Source organism: Pseudomonas fluorescens (assembly GCF_902497995.1).
GTDB lineage: Bacteria > Pseudomonadota > Gammaproteobacteria > Pseudomonadales > Pseudomonadaceae > Aquipseudomonas > Aquipseudomonas fluorescens_BK.
This window is the reverse complement of record NZ_CABVII010000020.1, coordinates 128,560-145,650: the sequence shown is the minus strand read 5'-3', so window position 1 is coordinate 145,650 and position 17,091 is coordinate 128,560. Positions and strand designations below refer to the sequence as shown.

Annotated in this window: 19 protein-coding genes; 6 read left to right on the top strand and 13 right to left on the bottom strand. The window is 60.4% G+C overall.

Translation table 11 applies throughout. From position 1 onward, the window contains the following. Positions 1–255: 255 nt before the first annotated feature. The 3 genes from cysN to F8N80_RS22435 form a co-directional block, all read right to left on the bottom strand. A complete protein-coding gene (gene cysN / locus F8N80_RS22450; protein WP_150748203.1) occupies positions 256–2,154 on the bottom strand; it encodes a sulfate adenylyltransferase subunit CysN in 1,899 nt (632 codons plus the stop codon). A gap of 9 nt (positions 2,155–2,163) precedes the next feature. Further along, positions 2,164–3,081 carry a sulfate adenylyltransferase subunit CysD gene (gene cysD, locus F8N80_RS22445; RefSeq protein ID WP_150748204.1) on the bottom strand — a complete coding sequence of 306 codons (918 nt, stop codon included), beginning with the start codon at positions 3,079–3,081 and terminating at the stop codon, positions 2,164–2,166. A 252-nt stretch (positions 3,082–3,333) separates the two neighbouring features. Continuing rightward, positions 3,334–4,092 carry a Nif3-like dinuclear metal center hexameric protein gene (locus F8N80_RS22435; RefSeq protein ID WP_150748206.1) on the bottom strand — a complete coding sequence of 253 codons (759 nt, stop codon included), beginning with the start codon at positions 4,090–4,092 and terminating at the stop codon, positions 3,334–3,336. Positions 4,093–4,193: 101 nt separating this feature from the next. Here F8N80_RS22435 and algW point away from each other — a divergent pair, with 101 nt between their 5' ends. Then, on the top strand, positions 4,194–5,354 hold the full coding sequence (gene algW / locus F8N80_RS22430; protein ID WP_150748207.1) for a Do family serine endopeptidase AlgW: 1,161 nt from the start codon (positions 4,194–4,196) through the stop codon (positions 5,352–5,354). Positions 5,355–5,481: 127 nt separating this feature from the next. On the opposite strand, the gene hisC is transcribed toward algW, so the two are convergent. The 10 genes from hisC to F8N80_RS22380 all read right to left on the bottom strand — a co-directional run bounded on the left by hisC (position 5,482) and on the right by F8N80_RS22380 (position 13,446). Then, positions 5,482–6,534: a histidinol-phosphate transaminase gene (gene hisC / locus F8N80_RS22425; RefSeq protein ID WP_150748208.1), complete on the bottom strand. Its 1,053-nt coding sequence runs from the start codon at positions 6,532–6,534 to the stop codon at positions 5,482–5,484. A 2-nt stretch (positions 6,535–6,536) separates the two neighbouring features. Next, positions 6,537–7,874: a histidinol dehydrogenase gene (gene hisD, locus F8N80_RS22420; RefSeq protein WP_150784713.1), complete on the bottom strand. Its 1,338-nt coding sequence runs from the start codon at positions 7,872–7,874 to the stop codon at positions 6,537–6,539. Positions 7,875–8,000: 126 nt separating this feature from the next. Beyond that, positions 8,001–8,636 (bottom strand): ATP phosphoribosyltransferase, encoded by a 636-nt coding sequence (hisG, locus tag F8N80_RS22415; RefSeq protein ID WP_007901570.1) that lies wholly within the window; start codon positions 8,634–8,636, stop codon positions 8,001–8,003. A 128-nt stretch (positions 8,637–8,764) separates the two neighbouring features. After that, positions 8,765–10,030 (bottom strand): UDP-N-acetylglucosamine 1-carboxyvinyltransferase, encoded by a 1,266-nt coding sequence (gene murA / locus F8N80_RS22410; protein ID WP_150748210.1) that lies wholly within the window; start codon positions 10,028–10,030, stop codon positions 8,765–8,767. Positions 10,031–10,052: 22 nt separating this feature from the next. Then, on the bottom strand, positions 10,053–10,292 hold the full coding sequence (locus F8N80_RS22405; RefSeq protein WP_007912386.1) for a BolA family protein: 240 nt from the start codon (positions 10,290–10,292) through the stop codon (positions 10,053–10,055). A gap of 114 nt (positions 10,293–10,406) precedes the next feature. Continuing rightward, positions 10,407–10,712, bottom strand: coding sequence for an STAS domain-containing protein (locus F8N80_RS22400; RefSeq protein ID WP_150784712.1), 306 nt, complete (start codon positions 10,710–10,712; stop codon positions 10,407–10,409). Then, positions 10,709–11,362, bottom strand: a complete 654-nt coding sequence (locus tag F8N80_RS22395) for an MlaC/ttg2D family ABC transporter substrate-binding protein (protein ID WP_150748212.1) — start codon at positions 11,360–11,362, stop codon at positions 10,709–10,711. Before F8N80_RS22395 ends, F8N80_RS22400 begins: the two co-directional genes overlap by 4 nt. Positions 11,363–11,372: 10 nt before the next feature. Beyond that, positions 11,373–11,840: an outer membrane lipid asymmetry maintenance protein MlaD gene (gene mlaD / locus F8N80_RS22390; RefSeq protein WP_150748213.1), complete on the bottom strand. Its 468-nt coding sequence runs from the start codon at positions 11,838–11,840 to the stop codon at positions 11,373–11,375. Next, on the bottom strand, positions 11,840–12,637 hold the full coding sequence (mlaE, locus tag F8N80_RS22385; RefSeq protein ID WP_150748214.1) for a lipid asymmetry maintenance ABC transporter permease subunit MlaE: 798 nt from the start codon (positions 12,635–12,637) through the stop codon (positions 11,840–11,842). The genes mlaD and mlaE overlap by 1 nt, the downstream gene beginning before the upstream one ends. Then, positions 12,637–13,446 (bottom strand): ATP-binding cassette domain-containing protein, encoded by an 810-nt coding sequence (locus tag F8N80_RS22380; RefSeq protein ID WP_150748215.1) that lies wholly within the window; start codon positions 13,444–13,446, stop codon positions 12,637–12,639. Before F8N80_RS22380 ends, mlaE begins: the two co-directional genes overlap by 1 nt. A gap of 278 nt (positions 13,447–13,724) precedes the next feature. Between F8N80_RS22380 and F8N80_RS22375 the strand changes: the two genes are divergently transcribed. Genes F8N80_RS22375 through lptB form a run of 5 tightly spaced genes read left to right on the top strand, consistent with a single transcriptional unit; the run spans position 13,725 to position 17,063 of the window. After that, on the top strand, positions 13,725–14,699 hold the full coding sequence (locus F8N80_RS22375; RefSeq protein WP_128873002.1) for a KpsF/GutQ family sugar-phosphate isomerase: 975 nt from the start codon (positions 13,725–13,727) through the stop codon (positions 14,697–14,699). Beyond that, the gene (locus F8N80_RS22370) at positions 14,699–15,223 is read left to right on the top strand and encodes a KdsC family phosphatase (protein WP_150748216.1); all 525 of its coding nucleotides are present in this window, start codon (positions 14,699–14,701) and stop codon (positions 15,221–15,223) included. Before F8N80_RS22375 ends, F8N80_RS22370 begins: the two co-directional genes overlap by 1 nt. A 7-nt stretch (positions 15,224–15,230) precedes the next feature. Further along, entirely contained in the window at positions 15,231–15,803 is a 573-nt protein-coding gene (gene lptC / locus F8N80_RS22365; RefSeq protein WP_150748217.1) for an LPS export ABC transporter periplasmic protein LptC, read from the top strand. Continuing rightward, positions 15,790–16,338 carry a lipopolysaccharide transport periplasmic protein LptA gene (lptA, locus tag F8N80_RS22360; protein WP_150748218.1) on the top strand — a complete coding sequence of 183 codons (549 nt, stop codon included), beginning with the start codon at positions 15,790–15,792 and terminating at the stop codon, positions 16,336–16,338. Before lptC ends, lptA begins: the two co-directional genes overlap by 14 nt. Next, on the top strand, positions 16,338–17,063 hold the full coding sequence (gene lptB, locus F8N80_RS22355; RefSeq protein ID WP_150748219.1) for an LPS export ABC transporter ATP-binding protein: 726 nt from the start codon (positions 16,338–16,340) through the stop codon (positions 17,061–17,063). The genes lptA and lptB overlap by 1 nt, the downstream gene beginning before the upstream one ends. Positions 17,064–17,091 lie beyond the last annotated feature (28 nt).

The following is a 17,091-nucleotide window of genomic DNA, read 5'->3' as shown; positions in this document are numbered from 1 at the left end:
AGAAGACAATGATTGATCAATCGAAGTATGCTTTTTCATGGACTCGCCCTCGCTGTCGTTGGCTGTTTAGACTGCCACCGTGGCGCATTGACGCCTCGGCGTGGGCGAGTCCATCCAATTACAGGGTCCGCGTCGTACGATAATGGTGCGACGAGCTGGCTTGTCGGATCGCCGCACCGCAGCGAAAGCGATATCACGGATATAAAAAAACCCGCCGATGATCACTCATCGGCGGGTTTTTTAAGCGGCTAACGCTTAGATCGCGCCACGCTGACGCAGCAGGTCCAGCACTTGCTTGACGCTTTCTTCCAGCGACAGCGACTGGGTGTCGACCACGAGGTCGGCGTCCAGTGGTACGTCGTACGGGAAGGAATCACCCGGGATGTTATCCCCGGCCGCCGCGTACAGGCCTTGTGGATCGCGCTCGGCACAGACCGTCGGCGAGGCCTGGACGTAGACCGTCAGCAGACGCTCCTTGCCGATCAGCTCCCTGGCCTGCTCACGACCTTCGGCACTTGGCGCCACGAAGGCTGCCAGGGTGACCAGGCCGGCTTCGTTGAATTGACGCGCCACGTGGGCGGCACGACGCCAGTTCTCTGTACGCCCGGCGCGATCCTGTGGCAGACCTTTGTTCAGGTCGTGACGCAGGTTCTGGCCATCGAGTACAAACACCGCACGGCCGAGGTCGAACAGCCTGCGTTCAACCGCGTAGGCCAGGGTGCTTTTGCCGGCGCCCGACAAACCGCTGAACAACACGGTGGCCGGTTGCTGGCCGAAGCGCTGGGCGCGTTCTTCGGTGGCGACGTGGGCCAGTTTGCCATGGTGCGTGCTGGTGCCATGCGCCAACGGCTGCGCGATGATCATGCCGGCAGCGACGGTGCCATTGGTCAAACGGTCGATGACGATGAACGAACCGGTGGTGCGGTTGCTCGCGTAACCGTCCAGCGCGATGGCCGCGTCGAGGCTGATCTTGACCCGACCGATCTCGTTCAGCTGCAACGCGCTGGCCGGACCTTCTTCCAGGGTGTTCACGTCAACGCGGTTGACGATGCTGGTGATCGAACCCGGCACGTAACTCGTGGCGCGCTTGATGTCGTATTTCTTGCCCGGCAGCATCGGCTCTTCGGCCATCCACACCAGCATGGCGTCGAAGGCGTCGGTCACTTGCGGCTGGTTGTCGGCATGCACCAGCAAGTCGCCGCGGGAGATGTCGATCTCGTCTTCCATGGTCAGCGTTACCGCCTGACCTGGGCCTGCGTGTTCCAGTTCACCTTCAAAGGTGACGATGGATTTCACGCGGCTGCTCTTGCCCGATGGCAGCACCACGACTTCGTCGCCCTTGTGCACGATGCCGCTGGCGAGGGTGCCGGCGAAACCACGGAAGTTCAGGTTCGGACGGTTGACGTACTGCACCGGGAAACGCAGGTCGGTGTAGTTACGGTCGCTGGCGATTTCGACGGTCTCGAGAATTTCCATCAGCGACTGGCCGGTGTACCACGGCGAGCGCTCGGACTTGTTGACCACGTTGTCGCCTTTGAGCGCCGACATCGGCACGAAGGCCATGGTGGTCGGCTTGAACGCGATGCCTTCGGCGAACTTCAGGTAATCGGCCTTGATCGACTCGAACACGCTTTCATCGAAGCCGTTGAGGTCCATCTTGTTGATGGCGACCACGATGTGCTTGATGCCCAGCAACGAGGCGATGAAGCTGTGGCGACGGGTCTGGGTCTGCACGCCGTAACGGGCGTCGACCAGGATGATCGCCAGGTCACAGGTGGACGCACCGGTGGCCATGTTGCGGGTGTACTGCTCATGGCCGGGGGTGTCGGCGATGATGAACTTGCGCTTGGCGGTGGAGAAATAGCGGTAGGCGACATCGATGGTGATGCCCTGCTCACGCTCGGCCTGCAGGCCGTCGACCAGCAACGCCAGGTCGATGTCTTCGCCGGTGGTGCCGACTTTTTTCGAGTCGCGGGTGATGGCTTCCAGGTGATCTTCGTAGATCATCTTGGAGTCGTGCAGCAGGCGCCCGATCAGGGTGCTCTTGCCGTCGTCGACGTTGCCACAGGTCAGAAAGCGCAGCATTTCCTTGCGTTCGTGCTGGCCCAGGTAGGCGAGGATGTCCTCGCTGATCAAATCAGATACGTGCGACATGACAACCCCTTAGAAATAACCCTGACGTTTCTTTTCTTCCATCGAGCCTGCGCCATCGTGGTCGATGACCCGGCCCTGGCGTTCGGAAGTTCGCGTCAGGAGCATTTCCTGAATGATGTCGGTCAGGCTGGTCGCCTCGGACTCCACCGCACCGGTCAACGGGTAGTCGCCCAGGGTACGGAAGCGGACCTTTTTCTTGACGATGCGCGCCTTGTCTTCGTCGCTCAGGTGATTGAGCAGGCGTTCGTCGTCGATCATGATCCAGGTGCCATTCATCTCGATGACGTCGCGCTCGGCGGCGAAATACAGCGGCACGATCGGGATGCCTTCGAGGTAGATGTACTGCCAGATGTCCAGCTCGGTCCAGTTCGACAATGGGAAAACGCGGATCGACTCACCCTTGTTGACGTTGCCGTTGTAGACGTTCCACAGCTCTGGACGCTGGTTTTTCGGGTCCCAGCGGTGCTTGGTGTCACGGAAGGAGTACACGCGCTCTTTGGCACGGGACTTCTCTTCGTCGCGACGGGCACCGCCGAACGCGGCGTCGAAACCGTACTTGTCGAGAGCCTGCTTGAGGCCTTCGGTTTTCATGATGTCGGTGTGCTTGGCGCTACCGTGGGTCAGCGGGTTGATGCCCTGTGCCACGCCCTCGGGGTTGACGTGCACCAGCAGGTCCAGGCCGAGTTCTTCGACCATGCGGTCGCGGAACGCGTACATTTCCTTGAACTTCCACCGGGTGTCGACGTGCATCACCGGGAACGGCAGCTTGCCCGGGAAGAATGCCTTGCGCGCGAGGTGCAGCATTACGGCGGAGTCTTTACCGACGGAGTACAGCATCACCGGGTTATCGAACTCGGCGGCGACCTCGCGGATGATGTGGATGCTTTCGGCCTCCAGCTGTTTCAGATGCGTCAGTTTGTCGACCATGGCTACTCACGAAAACGATCTTATGGACGGCCAGCGGGCCGTGTTCGAGCGAGGAATCCTAGCACAGCGACCTCTTCTAATCAGGACGCTGGCTAGATCGAAAGGGTATATGAATATACCCCCTCGTTTGGCTCCTCCCCCTTGTAGGAGCGAGGCTTGCCCGCGAAGAACGATAACGCGGTGTACCTGACAAACCGCGTTATCGTTCTTCGCGGGCAAGCCTCGCTCCTACGGGGGAGAAATCGGGTGTTCTCAAATCGGATTCGGGCAATCGATGAAGATGTGCTCCAGGGCGAACCGTCGTGCCAGGTAATCACCCAACGCCTGCACACCATAGCGCTCGGTGGCGTGATGGCCGGCGGCGATGAAGCTGATGTCGTTTTCCCGGGCGCTGTGGAAGGTTTGCTCGGAGGCTTCACCGCTGAGGTACAAATCAACGCCGGCCAGAATAGCCTGATCGATGTAACCCTGGCCGCCACCGGTACACCAACCCACGCGGCGGATCATCTCGCTGCCTTCGATCAGCAACGGCTCGCGGCCCATGACTTCCTGTACGCGACGGGCAAAATCCCGGGGCGTTACCGGTTCGTTCAACGAGCCGACCAGGCCGACCACTTTCAGGTTATCCGGATCCAGCGGGCCTTCGACCGTGATGTCCAACTGGCGCGCCAGCTGCACGTTGTTCCCGACTTCAGGGTGCAAATCCAGCGGCAGGTGGTAGGACAGCAGGCTGATATCGTGCTTGAGCAGGGTCTTCAGGCGACGCTGCTTCATGCCGGTGATGCACGGATTCTCGCCTTTCCAGAAATAGCCATGATGCACCAGCACCAGATCGGCGTTGGCTTCCACGGCGGCGTCGAGCAACGCCTGGCTGGCGGTGACGCCACTGACGATGCGCATCACCTGCGGCCGGCCTTCGACCTGCAAGCCGTTGGGGCAGTAATCGGCGATCTTGGCACTGTTGAGGTAACGGTCGGCTTCTTCGACCAGGGTGCTCAGGGCGACGGCCATAAAAGACTCCTAAATATCCCGTTCAGAGGCAGCTTGGCCTCGTATAATGCGCGACATTATGGGCGGTCTCATACCGCCTGCAACCTCTCAGGACGTGCTTAATGCTCAAGGCGCTGCGTTTTTCCGGCTGGCCGCTGTTGGCCGGCGTGCTTATCGCTCTATTGATCATCCAGCGTTACCCGCAGTGGGTCGGGCTTCCCAGCCTCGACGTCAACCTGCAGCAAGCCCCGCAAACCACCATCATGCAACAGGGCCCGGTGTCCTACGCCGACGCGGTGACCACGGCCGCGCCGTCGGTGGTCAACCTGTACACCACCAAGGTCATCAACAAACCGAACCATCCGCTGTTCGAGGATCCGCAGTTCCGCCGCTTCTTCGGCGACAACTCGCCCAAGCAGAAGCGCATGGAATCGAGTCTCGGTTCCGGTGTGATCATGAGCCCGGAAGGCTATCTGCTGACCAACAACCATGTGACCAGCGGCGCCGACCAGATCGTGGTCGCCTTGAAGGATGGCCGGGAAACCCTGGCCCGAGTGATTGGCAGCGACCCGGAAACCGACCTCGCGGTGCTGAAGATCGACTTGAGGAATCTGCCCTCGATCACCGTCGGCCGTTCCGACAATATCCGCATCGGCGACGTGGCCCTGGCCATCGGCAACCCGTTCGGCGTCGGCCAGACCGTGACCATGGGCATCATCAGCGCCACCGGGCGTAATCAGTTGGGCTTGAACAATTACGAAGACTTCATCCAGACCGATGCCGCGATCAACCCGGGCAACTCCGGAGGGGCGCTGGTGGATGCCAACGGCAACCTGACCGGCATCAACACGGCGATCTTTTCCAAGTCCGGTGGTTCGCAAGGCATCGGTTTCGCGATTCCGGTCAAGTTGGCCATGGACGTGATGAAATCGATCATCGAGCACGGCCAGGTGATTCGTGGCTGGCTCGGGATTGAAGTGCAACCGCTGACTCAGGAATTGGCGGAGTCGTTTGGTCTGTCGGGACGTCCCGGGATCGTGGTGGCGGGGATTTTCCGTGACGGCCCGGCGCAGAAGGCCGGCCTGCAACTGGGCGACGTGATCCTCGCCATCGACGGTGAACCGGCGGGTGATGGTCGTCGTTCGATGAACCAGGTGGCGCGAATCAAGCCGACGGATAAAGTCACGATTGAGGTGATGCGCAACGGCAAGGAGTTGAAGCTCACGGCGGAAGTCGGCTTGCGTCCGCCGCCGGCGCCGGTCAAAGAGAAAGAACAAGAGTAGTCAGCTACACAGAAAACCCCGTAGGAGCGAGGCTTGCCCGCGAAGAACGATGACGCGGTGCATCAGGTACACCGCGTTATCGTTCTTCGCGGGCAAGCCTCGCTCCTACAGGGGGGGCAGTGCTGGCTTAGAGGTCGCCCAGGCCGTCGATCAGCGCCTGGTTCTGTTCCGGGGTACCGATGCTGATCCGCAGGAACTGGGCAATCCGCGCCTGCTTGAAGTGCCGAACGATCACGCCCTGCTCGCGCAACTTCGCCGCCAGGCCGGCCGCATCGTGCTGCGGATGACGGGCGAAAATGAAGTTCGCCGCCGACGGCAACACTTCAAAGCCCTTCGCTTCCAATTGCCCGACCACCTTGTCACGACTCTCGATGACCCACCGACAGGTCTTGTCGAAGTGCTCGCGATCCTCAAACGCTGCCGCCGCGCCCACAATCGCCAGGCGATCCAACGGATAGGAATTGAAGCTGTTCTTGATCCGCTCCAGCGCTTCGATCAGGTCCGGATGCCCCACCGCCAGGCCAACCCGCAGGCCGGCCAGCGAACGAGACTTGGACAAGGTCTGGGTCACCAGCAGGTTTGGATAGCGGTCGACCAGCGTGATCGCCGTCTCACCACCGAAGTCGATGTAAGCCTCATCCACCACGACCACCGAATCCGGGCTGGCCTTGAGGATTTGCTCGACGGCGTCCAGTGCCAACAGGCAGCCGGTTGGCGCATTCGGGTTAGGGAAAATGATCCCGCCGTTCGGCTTGGCGTAGTCGGCCGGGTTGATCTGGAACTGCTCGTCCAGTGGCACCGCATCGAAGTCGATGCCATACAACCCGCAGTAAACCGGATAGAAGCTGTAGCTGATGTCCGGAAACAGCACGGCTTTGTCGTGTTGCAGCAAGCCGTGAAAAATGTGCGCCAGCACTTCGTCCGAGCCGTTGCCGAGGAACACCTGACTGGCTTGCACACCGTAATACGTAGCCACGGCGTTTTTCAGCAGATCGCTGTTCGGGTCCGGGTACAAACGCAGGTTGTCATTCAGTTCGGTCTGCATCGCCGCCAGGGCTTTAGGCGACGGGCCATACGGATTTTCGTTGGTGTTGAGCTTCACCAGCTTCGCCAGTTTCGGCTGCTCGCCTGGTACGTAAGGCACCAGATTCTTAACGAACGGGCTCCAGAATTTACTCATGCTCAGTTCCCCTGCCCTTGTGGAAAGTCTTCGTCGACGATGCGGTATTCGGCGCTCCGCGCGTGCGCAGTCAGCGACTCGCCACGGGCCAGCACGGAAGCGGTCTTGCCCAGTTCGGACGCACCCTGCTCGGAGCAGAAGATGATCGACGAGCGTTTCTGGAAGTCATACACGCCCAGCGGCGATGAGAACCGCGCGGTGCCGGAGGTCGGCAGCACGTGGTTCGGGCCGGCGCAGTAGTCGCCCAGGGCTTCGGAGGTGTGGCGGCCCATGAAGATCGCACCGGCGTGACGGATCTGCGGCAGCCAGGCTTGCGGATCGGCAACGGACAACTCCAGGTGTTCCGGCGCGATGCGGTTGGCCACTTCGATGGCTTGCTCCATGTCGCGGACCTTGATCAGCGCGCCACGGCCATTGATCGAGGTTTCGATGATTTCGGCGCGTTCCATGGTCGGCAGCAGTCTGGTGATGCTGGCGGCGACCTGGTCGAGGAACCCGGCGTCCGGGCTGACCAGGATCGCCTGGGCGTCTTCGTCGTGCTCGGCCTGGGAGAACAGGTCCATGGCAATCCAGTCCGGATCGGTCTTGCCGTCGCACACCACGAGGATCTCCGACGGACCGGCGATCATGTCGATACCGACCTGGCCGAACACGTGGCGCTTGGCGGTAGCGACATAGATGTTGCCCGGCCCGACCACCTTGTCGACCTTCGGCACGCTTTCGGTGCCGTACGCCAGCGCGGCGACCGCTTGAGCGCCGCCGATGGTGAACACGCGGTCGACGCCGGCGATGCAGGCTGCGGCCAGCACCAGCTCGTTGATTTCACCACGAGGAGTCGGCACCACCATGACCACTTCGGTCACGCCGGCCACCTTGGCCGGAATCGCGTTCATCAGTACCGAGGACGGATAAGACGCCTTGCCACCCGGCACATACAGACCGGCGCGATCCAGCGGCGTGACCTTCTGGCCCAGCACGGTGCCGTCGGCTTCGGTGTAGCTCCAGGAATCCTGCTTCTGCTTTTCGTGGTAGCTGCGCACCCGGGCCGCGGCTTTTTCCAGGGCTTCGCGCTGGGGCACGGTGATCCGCGTCAGGGCCAGCTCCAGGCGCTCACGCGGCAGGATCAGGTCGGCCATGGACGCAACGTCCAGGCCGTCGAACTGCCGGGTGTAGTCCACCAGCGCCGCATCGCCACGCTCACGCACGGTCTTGATGATGTCCAGCACCCGCTGATTGACCGAGTCGTCGGACACACTTTCCCAGCTCAGCAGATGATCCAGATGATGCGCAAAATCCGGGTCAGCAGCGTTGAGTCGGCGAATTGCAGTCGGTGCGGTCATAGCGAGAGCCTCATAGAATTGGCAAAAACTCAGGCGCCCTAACTTAGCAGTCGTTTCCGCTTGGGCACCTGAGAATTCTGGCTATGAGGCGGATAGACGGGCGCGACTCAGCGTCGCGCGGGTAAATCAGCCGCGGTGTCGAGACTCCACTGCCTTGCGCAGGGTGTCGATCAACGCCTGGATACGGGCGTGCTGCATTTTCATCGACGCCTTGTTGACGATCAGGCGGGAGCTGATGTCGGCAATGAAATCCTGGGGTTCCAGGCCATTGGCGCGCAGGGTGTTGCCGGTGTCGACCACGTCGATGATCTTGTCCGCCAGGCCGATCAGCGGTGCCAGTTCCATTGAGCCGTAGAGCTTGATGATGTCGACCTGACGGCCCTGTTCGGCATAGTAGCGCTTGGCAACGTTGACGAACTTGGTCGCCACCCGCAAACGGCCCTTGGGCTCGACATCGCCGACACGGCCAGCGGTCATCAGCTTGCAGAGGGCAATCCGCAGATCCAGAGGCTCGTACAAACCCTGGCCGCCGTATTCCATCAGCACATCTTTACCGGCGACACCGAGGTCGGCGGCGCCATGCTCGACGTAAGTCGGCACATCGGTGGCGCGCACGATCAGCAGGCGCACATCGGCCTGGGTCGTGGGAATGATCAGCTTGCGGCTCTTGTCCGGATTCTCGGTCGGCACGATGCCCGCTTCAGCCAGAAGCGGCAGGGTGTCGTCAAGGATGCGGCCCTTGGACAGTGCGATGGTCAACATGGGAAACGTCAGTCCTTATCAAGGTACTCATGCCCGGTCGCAATCGGCGCCGGACATACATCGAGCCGGGAACCGGCTCGACTTGAAACGAAATCAACGGGCGCGTCCCTGCGCCCATGCAGCAGAAACTAGCCCGGTACGCGGCGGATCTTGGCGCCGAGCATCTGCAGTTTCTCTTCGATGCACTCGTAACCACGGTCTATGTGGTAGATGCGGTCGATCAGGGTGTCGCCTTCGGCGATCAGCGCCGAGATGACCAGGCTGGCCGATGCACGCAGGTCGGTGGCCATGACTGGCGCGCCCTTGAGCTTCTCGGTACCGGTGACGATGGCAGTGTTGCCCTCGACCTGGATCTTGGCGCCCATGCGGTGCAGTTCGTACACGTGCATGAAACGGTTTTCGAAGATCGTCTCGATCACCGCACCCGTGCCTTCGGCAATGGCGTTGAGGGAGATGAACTGCGCCTGCATGTCGGTCGGGAATGCCGGGTATGGAGCCGTACGTACGTTAACGGCTTTTGGCCGCTTGCCGTGCATGTTCAGCTCGATCCAGTCTTCGCCGCAGGTGATTTCAGCACCCGACTCGCGGAGCTTTTCCAGAACGGCTTCGAGGATGGTCGGATCAGTATCCTTGACCTTCACACGACCGCCGGTGACCGCTGCGGCCACCAGGTAGGTGCCGGTCTCGATACGGTCAGGCATCACCTTGTAGGTGGTCGGGTGCAGACGCTCGACGCCATCGATGGTGATGGTGTCGGTGCCAGCGCCGGAAACCTTGGCACCCATGGCATTCAGGAAGTTCGCCAGGTCGATGACTTCAGGCTCGCGAGCGGCGTTTGCCAGGACGCTGCGGCCCTTGGCCAGTGCGGCGGCCATCATGATGTTTTCGGTACCGGTCACGCTGACGGTATCGAAGAAGAAGTGCGCACCGCGCAGGCCGCCTTCAGGGGCCTTGGCCTTGATGTAGCCGCCTTCGACGTCGATGACCGCGCCCATGGCCTCAAGGCCACGGATGTGCAGGTCAACCGGACGCGAACCGATGGCGCAACCGCCAGGCAGTGCGACTTCGGCTTCACCGAAACGGGCAACCATCGGCCCCAGTACCAGGATCGACGCACGCATGGTTTTAACCAGTTCGTACGGAGCGATCAGGGTCTTGATGGTGCGCGGGTCGATTTCGACGCTGAGCTTCTCGTCGATCACAGGCTCGATGCCCATGCGACCGAACAGCTCGATCATGGTGGTGATGTCGTGCAGGTGCGGCAGATTGGCAACGGTCACCGGGCCATCGCACAGCAAGGTGGCAGCCAGGATCGGCAGGGCAGAGTTCTTTGCCCCGGAGATGCGGATTTCGCCATCAAGACGAACGCCACCGGTAATTATCAATTTATCCATAAGAATCTCGACGCCCTTGGGCTCAGGTGCGCTCGGCCCAGGCCGCGCTGCTGAAAAATTTCATAGTGACCGCATGGATGCTGCCATCGGTGATCCATGGGTTCAAATGGGCATAGATCTGCTGCTGACGCTTCACCGGGCTCAACGCCGCCAGTTCATCGCTAATCACATTCAGCTGAAAGTTGCAGCCTTCGCCTTCAACTTCTACCAACGTTCCGGGCAGCTTTCCTTCAAGGAAGCTCTTCACTTCTACGGCCTGCATGCTCAACCTCAATCGGCGCCCTGTGCGCGCGGGTCGGACATCATACAAAAAAGCCCCGCGCCTGCGAACCCCGCGAAGCCGGACTCTGACGGGGGGCTTGTTCATAGATGCTGGTTAGGGTTGCGCCAACAGCTCGGTCAATTCGCTGACCTGAGCGATTTCGCGCATGTCTTCCGGCATCCCACGGATGCTCAGCGCCTTGCCGGCCGCCTCTGCATCACGCATGAAGCACAGCAACAGCGACAAGCCGACACTGCTGGACTTCAACACCGCCGTGCAATCGACTACCAACTTAGCCGCCTTGCTGGAGTTGATCAGCGCCTGACCCTGTTTGCGCAGGCCAGGACCGGTACGGTAATCCAGCATGCCGCTGAGCAACAACTCGCCGGATTCACTCATACGAATGGCCGACACACTCATTGAGCTTGCTTCTCGGCAGCTTTTTCGGTGGTTTCCTTGGCTTTGGCGACTTCCCCGGCCCAATTATCGATGGTCTTGTCCAGGTCGTTGCCATTGCGCTGCATCGCATCGGTGAACTGATCGCGGAACAGCTTGCCGATGTTGATGCCGTTGATGATCACGTTGCGTACTTTCCACTCGCCGTTGATTTTCTCGAGTGTGTAGGACACTGGATAGATCGAACCGCTGCTGCCCTTGACCTGCATGTCGACGCTGGTCCGGGTGCCGCTTTCGTCCTTGGCCGGCGAAACGGTGATGCCCTGGTTGTTGTATTCGAGCAAGGCGTTGCCATAGAACTGCATCAGGCTGCGCTTGAAGTTTTCCTGGAAACGCTGCATTTGCTCAGGCGTGGCTTTGCGCGAATATTTGACAGTCATGATGCTGCGCGAGATGCCGTCGGCATCGACCACCGGCCCGACAATCCCGTTGAGGGCATTGTAGAACTCGTTCGGGCTTTGCTTGTATTTTTCTTTGTTGGCAGCCAGGTCGGCCAGCAACCGGGTAGTCGTGTCCTGTACCAGTTCGTGCGCCGACGGCGCCGCCACGGCGTTAGCCATCAGCGGCAAGGCCGCGAGTAATACCAACAGGCCACGTCGCAAGATAGAGATCATTCAAAACTCCTCATTTGGCTTCTTTGCTAACGGTATTGAGCAGGAATTTACCGATCAGGTCCTCGAGCACCAGCGACGACTGGGTGTCGTGGATGGTTCCACCCTCCTTGAGCAGGCCTTCTTCGCCGCCCACGCTGATACCGATGTACTTCTCGCCCAACAGGCCAGCGGTCAGGATAGATGCAGTGGAGTCAGTCGGCAGATTATCCACGGACTTTTCAAGCTGCATGGTCACTCTTCCGGTGAAACTGTCGCGGTCCAGATCGATCGCCGTGACCTTGCCGATGGTCACACCGGCCATGGTCACTTTAGCTCTGACCGTCAAACCGGCGATATTGTCGAAATAGGCATAAAGTTTATACGTATCGGTCGTTGCGCTCGGGGACAGGCCACTCACCCGCAACGCCAGCAACAGCAAAGCCAGGATGCCAGCCAGCAAGAAAAGGCCGACACCGATTTCCAGGGTGCGGTTTTGCATCAGAAATCTCCAAACATCAAGGCGGTCAGAATAAAGTCCAGGCCGAGGACTGCCAAAGAGGCATACACCACGGTCTTGGTAGTGGCACGACTGATCCCCTCGGAAGTGGGCTCGCAGTCATAGCCTTGGAATACGGCGATCCAGGTCACGACAAAGGCGAAGACGATGCTTTTGATAATGCCGTTGAGCACATCGTCGGCAAAGGTCACGCTGTTCTGCATGTTCGACCAGTAGGAGCCTTCATAGACACCCAGCCAGTCGACGGCCACCCACGAACCACCCCAGATACCCACCACGCTGAAAATCATCGCCAGCACCGGCAGGGAAATGAAGCCGGCCCACAGGCGCGGGGCGATGATGTACTTGAGCGGATCGACACCGATCATTTCCAGGCTGGACAATTGCTCGGTGGACTTCATGTTGCCGATTTCGGCCGTCAGGGCCGAACCGGCGCGCCCGGCGAACAGCAAGGCGGTGACCACCGGCCCGAGTTCACGCAGCAGCGTCAGCGCAACCATCTGCCCGACCGCCTGCTCCGATCCATAGCTGGACAGGATGTTGAACCCTTGCAGCGCCAGCACCATGCCGATGAACACCCCGGAGACCACGATGATCACCAGGGACATCACGCCCACCGAATGCAATTGCTTGATCAGCAGGCCGAAACCGCCGCCGATGCCGCCACGGCCGAACAACGCATGAAACAGGAATATCGCCGAACGACCGAACACCGCCAGCACATCGATGCCGGAGTGTCCGAAACGGCGCACTCGTTCTATCAGTGAAATCTTGCGCATCAACGCTTCCCCAGAAGATCTGCGCGGTAGTCCGTCGCTGGAAAGTGATAGGCGACCGGTCCGTCAGGTTCCCCCGTCATGAACTGACGGATGCGGGGTTCGCTGGAATTCATCAATTCGTCAGGCGTGCCCTGCCCCAATACCTGCCCGTCACCCACCACATAGATGTAGTCGGCAATGCTCGCCGTCTCGGCCAGGTCGTGGGACACCACGATGCTGGTGATGCCCAGCGCATCGTTGAGCAGGCGGATCAGGCGTACCAGCACGCCCATGGCGATCGGATCCTGGCCGACGAAGGGCTCGTCATACATGAGGATCTGCGGATCGAGGGCAATCGCCCGGGCCAGCGCGACACGGCGCTTCATGCCGCCGGACAGTTCGTCGGGCATCAGGTCGATGGCGCCACGCAAGCCCACGGCCTGCAACTTGAGCAGGACAATGTCCCGGATCATCTCTTCCGGAAGCTCGGTATGAACCCGTAGCGGAAAGGCGACGTTCTCGAACACATCGAGATCGGTGAAGAGTGCGCCGCTCTGGAACAGCACACCCATGTGCTTGCGCGCATCGAACAGATCGCTACGCGACAGCTTCGGCAGGTTCTGGCCATTGACCCAGACTTCGCCCTTGGTCGGGCGCAATTGGGCGCCCATCAAACGCAACAGCGTGGTCTTGCCACACCCGGAAGGCCCCATGATGCCGGTGACCTTGCCGCGCGGTATACGGATATCGACGTTATTGAAAATGCTGCGCGTACCGCGCTTGAAGGTCAGTCCCTTCAGCTCGACCGCGTAGGCGTTATCGGCACTCATCTAAACTCCTTGCGATGCAGCCTCTCACTCGGACGCCTGGCTTTCTTGCGAAAGCACATGCCTCCCCGGGCAGGGCCGAACTGGCGGCGAACTATATCACTGCAAGGGCCAAGCGCCCAAGGCCCACACCGGCTCATGTTCAGCAACATGACAGGGTAAAAGCGTGTATTTGGCGGGATTGAGTAACCGGGAGTGACAAAGCGCGACGAACTTGCGTGAGGGTTTCGATCATTACCGTTATAATCGCCGCCTTTTCATCAGGCTATACGATTTCCGACATGAGCCAATCCAGCGACCTGATTCAGTCTGCACAACGCACCATCCGCCTCGAACTGGAAGCCGTCACAGGCTTGTTGCCCCGTATCGACGCGGATTTCGTACGCGCTTGCGAGATGATTCTGGCCAGCAAGGGCCGCGTGGTCGTGGTCGGCATGGGCAAATCAGGGCACATCGGCAACAAGATTGCCGCCACCCTGGCCAGCACCGGCACCACGGCTTTTTTCGTGCACCCGGCCGAAGCCAGCCACGGCGACATGGGCATGATCACCCGCGATGACATCATCCTGGCACTGTCGAACTCCGGTTCGACCAATGAAATCGTGACCCTGCTGCCACTGATCAAGCGCCTGGGCATCCAGCTGATCAGCATGACCGGCAACCCCGACTCGCCGCTGGCCAAGGCAGCCGAGGTGAACCTCAACGTGCACGTCGAACACGAAGCCTGCCCGTTGAACCTGGCACCGACGTCGTCGACCACCGCGGCCCTGGTCATGGGCGACGCCCTGGCCGTTGCGCTGCTCGAAGCCCGGGGGTTTACCGCTGAAGATTTCGCTTTTTCCCACCCCGGCGGTGCCCTTGGCCGACGCCTGCTGCTGAAAGTGGAAAACGTCATGCACGCCGGGCAGGAACTGCCGCAGGTCCAGCGCGGCACCCTGCTCAAGGACGCGCTGATGGAAATGACCCGCAAAGGCCTGGGCATGACCGTGATCCTGGAAGCCGATGGCAAACTCGCCGGGATCTTCACCGACGGCGATTTGCGCCGCACCCTGGACCGCGCCATCGACATCCATCACGCCACCATCGACCAGGTCATGACCGTTCACGGCAAGACGGCTCGCGCTGAAATGCTGGCAGCCGAGGCCCTGAAGATCATGGAAGACCATCGAATCAACGCACTGGTGGTGGTGGACAAGGAGGACCGTCCGATCGGCGCCTTCAACCTGTCCGATCTGCTGCGTGCAGGAGTGATGTAATGACTACCGATCTGCTGGAACGCGGCAAGAACATCAAACTGGCGGTATTCGACGTCGACGGCGTACTGACCGACGGACGCCTGTACTTCCTGGAAGACGGCAGCGAATTCAAGACGTTCAACACGCTGGACGGCCAGGGCATCAAGATGCTCATGGCAGCCGGCGTGCAGACCGCCATCATCAGCGGCCGCACGACCCCGGTGGTCGAGCGACGGGCGAAGAACCTCGGCATTCCACACCTGTACCAGGGTCGCGAAGACAAATTGGTGGTGCTCGACGAGCTTCTCGCCCAACTCGACCTAAGCTATGAACAGGTCGCCTACCTCGGCGACGACTTGCCGGACCTGCCGGTCATTCGCCGCGTCGGCCTGGGCATGGCGGTGGCCAGTGCCGCCAGTTTCGTGCGAGAACACGCCCACGGCATCACCCAGGCCCGTGGTGGCGAAGGTGCCGCTCGCGAATTCTGCGAGTTGATCCTGCGCGCCCAGGGCCGCCTCGATGCGGCCAACGCTGCGTACCTGTGAGCCCACTATGCTGAGCAATAAGATTCGCAAATTCCTGGTGTTCGGTTGCATCGCAGCAATCTTCGCGGCGGTCGGCTACTGGAACATCAGTCCGGAGCGTTTCCTCGACACGCCGGCCGTCAAGGTCGATGAAACCAGGATCGACTGGTACGCGACCGACACCCATAGCGTGCAGTACCTGCCAGACGGCAAACTGCAGTACGACATGACGTCCGACAAGGTCGAACACCTCAAGGCCAATGACGTGACGCTGGTTAGCAAACCGGACCTGAACATGTTCCGCGGCACCGAGTTTCCGTGGCATGTGCAAAGCGAACGCGGCGAAGTCAATTCCGGCGGAACCGAAGTCGAACTGATCGACTCGGTACGCATCGCCCGCACCGACGAAAAAAAGCGCACGACCATTATCACCAGCAGTCGCATGACCGTGTTCCCGCAGCAGCAATATGCGCAGACCGAGCAACCCGTTAGAATCGACGGCGCTGGTGGCGTGTCGACCGGCACGGGCATGAAAGCGTATTTGAAAGAAAGCAGGATACACCTGCTATCGAACGTAAGAGGACAGTATGAGGCTCGTTAAAACCCTCCCTATTTTGCTCAGTTTGGGCGCAGCACTGGGAAGCGTGAGCGCCTGGGCTCTGCCGGACGATAGAAATCAGCCAATCCGCATTCAGGCCGACGACGCCCAACTGGACGACAAGCAAGGCATCGCCACCTACAAAGGCGATGTGATCATTACCCAAGGCTCGATGAAGGTCACCGGCAACACCGTGACCATCACCCGCACCGCGGGCGGCGACATCGACGTGGTGACCTCGGTGGGCAACCTGGCCTACTTCGAGCAGATGCAAACCGCCGGCGATTCCAAGCCGGTGCAGGGTTACGGCGTCACTATCCAGTACCACGCCTCGCAAGACCGCGTCGTGCTGATCGATCGCGCCAAAGTCATCGACAAGGACGGCAACGTCACCCAAGGCGAAAAAATCGTCTACGACACGGTCAAGAAACTGGCTAACGCTGGCCGCGCCACCGGCACCAAAGTCACCGAAGAACGCCCGCGCATCGACATGGTGATCCAGCCGAAAAAGAAATCCGACGAGCAAAAGGCCCAGTAATGGCAACTCTGAAAGCTCAGCATCTGGCCAAGAGTTACAAGAGCCGCCAGGTCGTGCGCGACGTCAGCCTGTCCATCGACAGCGGTCAGATCGTCGGTTTGCTGGGCCCTAACGGCGCCGGTAAAACCACCTGTTTCTACATGATTGTCGGCCTGGTACAGGCCGATCAGGGCCGCGTACTGATCGACGACCTGGACGTCAGCCACCAGCCGATGCACGGTCGCGCCAAGGCCGGTATCGGCTATCTCCCGCAAGAAGCGTCGATCTTCCGCAAACTCTCGGTGACCGATAACATCCTGGCGATCCTCGAAACCCGCAAGGAACTCGACAAGGCCGGTCGCCGCAAGGAGCTGGAAAGCCTGCTGCAGGAATTCCATATCCACCACATCCGCGACAACCTCGGCATGAGCCTGTCCGGTGGTGAACGCCGCCGCGTGGAAATCGCCCGGGCTCTGGCCACCAACCCGAAATTCATCCTCCTCGACGAACCTTTCGCCGGCGTGGACCCGATTTCGGTGGGCGACATCAAACAGATCATCCACCACCTCAAGGCCAAGGGCATTGGTGTACTGATCACGGACCACAACGTCCGCGAAACCCTGGATATCTGCGAAACCGCCTACATCGTCAACGATGGCCAACTGATCGCCGAAGGCGACTCTGCCACCATCCTGGCCAACGAACTGGTCAAGGAAGTGTATCTGGGCCATGAGTTCCGCCTGTAAGCGCTGAGGTGTCCGGCTTGTCGCAAGC

What these genes read in the sequence shown, in the direction of transcription:
- cysN (WP_150748203.1), bottom strand. Translation starts at nt 2,154, where the DNA reads ATGTCGCACGTATCTGATTTGATCAGCGAGGACATCCTCGCCTACCTG.
- cysD (WP_150748204.1), bottom strand. Translation starts at nt 3,081, where the DNA reads ATGGTCGACAAACTGACGCATCTGAAACAGCTGGAGGCCGAAAGCATC.
- F8N80_RS22435 (WP_150748206.1), bottom strand. Translation starts at nt 4,092, where the DNA reads ATGGCCGTCGCCCTGAGCACCCTGGTCGAAGAAGCCGACCGTTACCTC.
- algW (WP_150748207.1), top strand. Translation starts at nt 4,194, where the DNA reads ATGCTCAAGGCGCTGCGTTTTTCCGGCTGGCCGCTGTTGGCCGGCGTG.
- hisC (WP_150748208.1), bottom strand. Translation starts at nt 6,534, where the DNA reads ATGAGTAAATTCTGGAGCCCGTTCGTTAAGAATCTGGTGCCTTACGTA.
- hisD (WP_150784713.1), bottom strand. Translation starts at nt 7,874, where the DNA reads ATGACCGCACCGACTGCAATTCGCCGACTCAACGCTGCTGACCCGGAT.
- hisG (WP_007901570.1), bottom strand. Translation starts at nt 8,636, where the DNA reads ATGTTGACCATCGCACTGTCCAAGGGCCGCATCCTTGACGACACCCTG.
- murA (WP_150748210.1), bottom strand. Translation starts at nt 10,030, where the DNA reads ATGGATAAATTGATAATTACCGGTGGCGTTCGTCTTGATGGCGAAATC.
- F8N80_RS22405 (WP_007912386.1), bottom strand. Translation starts at nt 10,292, where the DNA reads ATGCAGGCCGTAGAAGTGAAGAGCTTCCTTGAAGGAAAGCTGCCCGGA.
- F8N80_RS22400 (WP_150784712.1), bottom strand. Translation starts at nt 10,712, where the DNA reads ATGAGTGTGTCGGCCATTCGTATGAGTGAATCCGGCGAGTTGTTGCTC.
- F8N80_RS22395 (WP_150748212.1), bottom strand. Translation starts at nt 11,362, where the DNA reads ATGATCTCTATCTTGCGACGTGGCCTGTTGGTATTACTCGCGGCCTTG.
- mlaD (WP_150748213.1), bottom strand. Translation starts at nt 11,840, where the DNA reads ATGCAAAACCGCACCCTGGAAATCGGTGTCGGCCTTTTCTTGCTGGCT.
- mlaE (WP_150748214.1), bottom strand. Translation starts at nt 12,637, where the DNA reads ATGCGCAAGATTTCACTGATAGAACGAGTGCGCCGTTTCGGACACTCC.
- F8N80_RS22380 (WP_150748215.1), bottom strand. Translation starts at nt 13,446, where the DNA reads ATGAGTGCCGATAACGCCTACGCGGTCGAGCTGAAGGGACTGACCTTC.
- F8N80_RS22375 (WP_128873002.1), top strand. Translation starts at nt 13,725, where the DNA reads ATGAGCCAATCCAGCGACCTGATTCAGTCTGCACAACGCACCATCCGC.
- F8N80_RS22370 (WP_150748216.1), top strand. Translation starts at nt 14,699, where the DNA reads ATGACTACCGATCTGCTGGAACGCGGCAAGAACATCAAACTGGCGGTA.
- lptC (WP_150748217.1), top strand. Translation starts at nt 15,231, where the DNA reads ATGCTGAGCAATAAGATTCGCAAATTCCTGGTGTTCGGTTGCATCGCA.
- lptA (WP_150748218.1), top strand. Translation starts at nt 15,790, where the DNA reads ATGAGGCTCGTTAAAACCCTCCCTATTTTGCTCAGTTTGGGCGCAGCA.
- lptB (WP_150748219.1), top strand. Translation starts at nt 16,338, where the DNA reads ATGGCAACTCTGAAAGCTCAGCATCTGGCCAAGAGTTACAAGAGCCGC.